Here is a 3311-nt window from a genome sequence, read left to right on the forward strand (position 1 = left end):
GGCCCGTTCGCCGGCGTCGCGGGCGGTGGCCGCGGCGGCTTCGGTGTCCTCGGCCAGGCCCTGGTCGGGCAGGTCCGCGGCCAGGGCCCGGTGGCGGACCTCGTGGACGGGGTCTCCGACGGCCCGGGCGAGGGTCAGGTGGGCCGACGCGCGCCGCGGCCTGCTCTGTGAGCGGGCGGCGGCCCGGGCCAGGGCCGAGGCCGTGAAGCGGACCCCGCCGCCGGGGTCCATGTGCAGCACCCCGGCGGCCTGCGCCCGGGCCAGATGTTCCTCGGCATCCGAGCGGCCCGCCCGCAGCAGGAGGGACAGGGAGGGCCGGCTGGTCAGGGCGGCCAGCATCAGGGTGTGCCGGGCCGGTTCGGGCAGGGTGTCCCGCAGCCAGGCCCCGGCCGCGTCGAGCGCCTGCTCGCAGAGGGCGGGCCGGTGCCGCTCGGAGGCGGGCAGCCCCGCGAGCGCCGCACAGGACACGGTGGTCAGCAGCCGGTGGCCGCCGCACTGGCTCTGCAGGGGGCCCGCCCAGCGGGTGGGCAGGCCGTGCGCGCCGAGCAGGGCCGCGGTCTCCTCGGCGTCGAGCGGCGCTACGTCGACCTGCGCGGGGTGCCCGCCGAGCAGACGGGCGGCGGCGTGCGCCCGCCCGTGCACGCGCTCGGTGACGATCGCGGTGAGGGCGGGCGCGGGGAGGGTGCGCAGGGCGTAGCCGAGGACGTCGGCGCTGGCCGGATCGAGCCATTGGGCGCCGTCCACGGCCAGGATCCACCGGCCGGACCCGAGCAGGGCGGTCACCGCGAGCCGGGCGGGCAACTGCTCGGACGCGGCGAGCGGTTCGCCGGCGCCGCGGTGCAACAGCCGGTCGACCACCTGGTTCTGGGCCCGGGAGAGCGAGCCGAGTCCGGCCGGACCGCAGCGGGACAGCATCTGGGCGAGCGCGCCGAAGGCGTGTTCCCCGTCGCCCTCGACCGTGGTGACGCGCAGCACCGTACGCCCCCCGGATCCGGTGGACGGGGCGCGCAGGACGTCCTCCAGGACGGTGGTCTTGCCCGCGCCCCAGGGTCCGGCGAGGGCGACGCGCCCTTCCCGGCCCAGTACTTCCTCGGCGCGGGCGGCCGCGTCCGATGCCGCGCGGGGGCTGCCTCGGGGCGGCGGGGCGTTGTAGACGTCCGTGTCTGGCCTCACGAAGGGGCACCGTAGGCGCCGCCGTTCGGGGAGACAACGGCCGGGGCGGCAGGGCGCGGGGATCAAGGGTTTCCCCTGATGCCCAGTGCTGTGGCTGGTGATGCCCAGTGCTGTGGCCGGGGCGGTGCAAGGGATTCCTCCGATGCTCCCGACACCCGTACGGGACCACGCTGTTGGCCACCCCGGAGCACGGATTCGAACGGCTCCCCCGAGTGCGGGCTCCCGGGGCGACCAGGGCGTGCCCGAAGGACATGCCCTGGGAGCCCGCGCTCCCCCGCGGGCCGTGACTCGTACCGGCCCACCCCTCCGGTACGTCCCCCCAGGAAGGGATCTCCGTGCGAAATCCGTCGAACAGGCCTCTGTGGGCCTCCGTTGCGGCCGCCTCCGTCACGGCCGTCGTCGCGTTGGGCGGCCTGGCCGCCCTGCCCGCGCACGCCGACCCGGCCGCTGGGCCCGGTCCGTCCGTGCCCCCGCAGGTCCTCCGGGCCATGCAGCGCGACTTCCACCTCTCCGCGGACCAGGTCCGCGAACGGGTCTCCGACGAGGACGCGGCGAACAGGGCCGCCACCCTCGTCAGGGGCCGGGTCGGCGACCGCGTCGCGGGGATGTGGTTCGACTCCTCGACCGGCCGGCTGAACGTGGCCGTCACCGGCTCCGCGGACGCCGCGCTGGTACGGGAGGCGGGCGCCGTCGCCCGGCAGGCCCGCTACGGCCCCGCCGAGCTGGACGCGGCCGTCCGTACCGTCACGCGTGCGGTCGGCGCCGGGGTCACCGGGGTGGTCTCGTGGGGTCCCGACGCCCGGAACAACCGGATCGACGTCACCGTGGACCGTACGGTGCGCGACGCGTCCACCGACGCCTTCGTCTCCGCGGTCTCCGCCCTGGGCGCCGTCGTCCACATCACCGAGACCTCCGGCAGCCCGCGCCAGCAGTCCGACGTCGTCGGCGGGGAGAAATGGGTTCCGGGCAGCGAGAGCCCGTGCTCCATCGGGTTCGCGACCACCCGCGTCACCGGCGGGTCCAAGGCGTTCCTGACCGCCGGTCACTGCACCAACGACGTCAACCAGGCCGCCTACGGCAAGGACGGGACCCGGGTGGGCACGTCCAACAAGGACGGCCGGAGCAGCGTGAACGGTCCCGAAGGCGACATGGGCGTCGTCGACGTGGACCAGGCGGGCTGGAACCTCGCCCCCACCGTCGCGGGCGACGCGCAGCACGCCGCCGTCACCGTCACCGGGTCCGCCGACGCCGTCGTCGGCACGGCGGTGTGCCGCTCGGGGCAGACCACCGGCATGCGCTGCGGCGAGGTCACCAAGGTCGACCAGCGGGTGGACTACGGCAACGTCGTCATCGAGGGCCTGTCGTACTCCAACGCCTGCTCGGCGGGCGGCGATTCGGGCGGGGCGTACGTCACCGCGACCGGCGGCAAGGCCGTCGGGCTCCACTCCGGCGGCGGCAGCGCCACCTGCACCTCGGGCAGCGGTGAGAAGTTCACCATCTTCCAGCCCGTGAACGAGGCCCTGACCAAGTTCAAGATGTCCCTGGTCACCTCCAGTCCGCAGCCCGGCGCGGTCACCGTCTCCGCCGTCTCCGCGCAGAGCGGTGTCATAGGCACCCCGGTCGAGCTGAGGAACAGCGCGGAGGGCGGCACCGCCCCCTACACCTGGTCCGCCACCGGCCTGCCGGCGGGCCTCGCCATCTCCTCCTCGACCGGCACGATCACCGGTACTCCGACCACCGCCGGGACCTCCAACGTGACCGTCACCGCCACCGACAGCGCCGGAAAGAGCGGCTCGGCCGCGTTCTCCTGGACGGTCGCCCCGGTCACGGGCACCGCGCCCGCCCTGCAGAACCCCGGCAACCAGGTGGTGTACATCGGCAGGCCGGTCTCCCTCGCCCTCCAGGTCACGGGCGGCACCAAGCCGTACTCCTTCAAGGCCACCGGTCTTCCCGCCGGGCTGAGCCTCGACGCGGCCACGGGTGTCGTCACCGGCTCGCCCACCACCTGGGGCTTCGTCGGCAGCACCCTCACCGTGACGGACGCGGCGGGCAGGTCCTCCTCGGTCGGCGTCACCGGGAACGTCTACTTCTTGGCCGCCGGCTCCCGTTGCGGGCCGGCACCGCGCCGGTGCGGCCGC

The 3311-nt window shown here is 75.4% G+C and carries 2 protein-coding genes; one reads left to right on the forward strand and one right to left on the reverse strand.

The genetic code is table 11. The annotated features are described in order from the left end of the window. On the reverse strand, positions 1-1173 hold a 1173-nt coding region (locus ACWGDE_RS37545), incomplete at its 3' end, for an ATP-binding protein (RefSeq protein ID WP_453393565.1). A 335-nt stretch (positions 1174-1508) separates the two neighbouring features. On the opposite strand from ACWGDE_RS37545, the gene ACWGDE_RS37550 reads away from it, so the two are divergent. Beyond that, on the forward strand, positions 1509-3311 hold a 1803-nt coding region (locus tag ACWGDE_RS37550; protein WP_453393566.1), incomplete at its 3' end, for a putative Ig domain-containing protein.

The organism is Streptomyces sp. NPDC054956 (assembly GCF_053609185.1).